Consider the following 1,570-nt stretch of genomic DNA (forward strand, 5'->3'; position numbering starts at 1 on the left):
CCGGATCCGGTGGCGCACCCAGACGTTCGGCTCCACGTACACCGCGTACCCCTGCTCCGGCTCGCACCGGACGGGGACCAGCGCGCCGGGGACGCGGACCGGGCCCGCCGTGTCGAAGGGCAGGCCGGTCCACTCCTGCCACTGGGCCACGGAGCCCGAAATGGTCATCGACAGCGGGGCGACCGAGTCGACGACCCCGCCCGCCCGTACGTGGACCCGCAGCCACGGGTCGTGCGGCAGGCCGTCCTCGCGGGTGCGGTACGCGTACTCGTGGATCGAGACGTCCGGTTCGGCCGGCTTCCCGCTGGGCCGGACCGGCGCCACCACCTCGGCGAAGCCCCGCGCGGCCGCATTGTCCCGCATGGCGGCGAGCATCCGGCCCGACAGGCCCTCGCCCTGCCGGTCGGTGGCGACGGAGATCTCGACGGCGCCGACCGTGTCGGGCTCGATGCCGCGCCGCAGGTCGGAGAAGGTCCACATGAGGACCTGGTCCCAGCCCCGCGCGGGCAGTTCACCTCCGCCCCGGCCGGGTGCGCGCAGGGCGAAGGGCACGCTGAACCCCCGGGCCACCACGGCCGCGCCCTCGGTGGCGACGAGCACGTACTGCGGGAGTTCGGCCACCATCCGCGGGTACAGCAGCGATCCCAGCGAGTCGTGCCGGGCGAACTCCGGCCACGAGTCCTTCATGTCCCACAGGCGGGCGGCCAGTTCGGGTCGTTCCGCAAGCGTGGTGATCTTGATGCCGGTCATGCCCGGAGGGTATGGCGGATCCCGGAACCACTCAAACGAATGGGGCGGCACGTCCGCCCCCGGCGTGCCCTGCCGGCGGCCCGCGCCGGCCGGCAGACCCGCGGTGTCCGCGGACAATCCGTATTGTCCGCCCCCTCCCTTGCCGTTGACCTGCGGATACCGCTCGGGTCCCGTCCGGACAATGCGGCCGGCGAACAGAGTGGTGCCCGCTTCAGGGGGACCCAACCTCCACCGCCCGACTACCCAGGAGACACGTTGACCGGCATGAAGAGCATGAAGAGCACGAACGGTCGCCGCATGGGCCGCGCACTCGCCACACTCGCCCTCGGCCTGTCCGCGGTCGCGATCGCGGCCCCGCCGGCACCGGCGGCCGCAGGCGGCGAAAGCACCGTTCTGGCGTGCACCCCCTGGAACAAGGTCCGCGGCGAAGGCGGCGGCAGCGGCGAGATCTGTGACGGGGCGCGGGCCACCGGAACCATCTTCGACGCCAAGGCCGACGGCCGGTGCCCGTTCATCAAGTTCTACTACGCGGGCGGCGGCCACAAGTCCAGCCCCCAGGTCGGCCCCGCCGGAACCAGCAAGTGGATCGACGTCTGGGCGGATCCGGGCAAGTACTTCAACGGCACGGCGTCGGCGGAGTGGCGCTCCTGCTGATCACCGCCGAAGGGTGACCCGGGGCCGTACGGGGGCGGCCGGATTGCGGGCGGGGGCGGGGGGGGGGGGGGGATGGTGTGGAACAACACCCCCCCCCACACCTCAACACCGAGCGACACCGGGCCCCGCCCGAGAAAGTAGTACTCAAGGACGGGGGAGTGAAAAG

At 72.5% G+C, this 1,570-nt stretch carries 2 protein-coding genes; one reads left to right on the forward strand and one right to left on the reverse strand.

Annotated features, from left to right (window positions below):
* The coding region (locus tag ACWGE1_RS41020) for an N-acetyltransferase (RefSeq protein ID WP_453425565.1) at positions 1 to 750 on the reverse strand (750 nt) is incomplete at its 3' end.
* A 264-nt stretch (positions 751 to 1,014) separates the two neighbouring features.
* Between ACWGE1_RS41020 and ACWGE1_RS41025 the strand changes: the two genes are divergently transcribed.
* A complete protein-coding gene (locus ACWGE1_RS41025; protein WP_453425566.1) occupies positions 1,015 to 1,404 on the forward strand; it encodes a hypothetical protein in 390 nt (129 codons plus the stop codon).
* Positions 1,405 to 1,570 lie beyond the last annotated feature (166 nt).

Source organism: Streptomyces sp. NPDC054932 (assembly GCF_053610205.1).